This is a genomic window from Winogradskyella aurantiaca, assembly GCF_003362725.1.
Taxonomy (GTDB): domain Bacteria; phylum Bacteroidota; class Bacteroidia; order Flavobacteriales; family Flavobacteriaceae; genus Winogradskyella_A; species Winogradskyella_A aurantiaca.
This window is the reverse complement of sequence record NZ_QKTV01000020.1, coordinates 1-483: the sequence shown is the minus strand read 5'-3', so window position 1 is coordinate 483 and position 483 is coordinate 1. Positions and strand designations below refer to the sequence as shown.

1 protein-coding gene is annotated in these 483 nt (G+C 39.3%); it reads right to left on the bottom strand.

All coding sequences use genetic code 11. The features are described 5' to 3' along the window. A partial coding sequence (locus DN064_RS14080) for a hypothetical protein (RefSeq protein WP_157962327.1) occupies nucleotides 1-483 on the bottom strand: 483 nt, incomplete at both ends.

Below are 483 nucleotides of genomic sequence, written 5' to 3'. Positions count from 1 at the left end.
CTCCAGGTCCAACAGTATATAGTTTTTTACCTGATCTTGTTGCTAAGTACAATACACCATCTCTAAAAGCAATATCTCCACCACTAATAGGTAAGTTCCAGGCAAACAGCTCCCAGTTTCCAGAAAGTGGGTCTACCTTAATTATTTTGTTTTGACTTCCAGAACCTAAGTACACGTAACCTCTACTAAAAGCGTTGGTACAAACACCTGATAAATCGGCATCAGATATGTCAATAGTACCCTGGGAATCACCAGCTGTATTGAAGATTTCGATGAAATCACCATTGTTTTTATTGACATAAATCTTTTGTGCGATTGGATCGTACGATAAGTGCGCTTTATAACCAAGCTCTTTCAACTCGGTAAATACTGCCTCACCTCCTGTAAAATTAACACCGTGTAACACTCCTTGGTTGGAACCATGAGCATTGTCTACATAAAACGCTGAATAATTCTCACAAGGATCACGTGGTTCTTCACAGT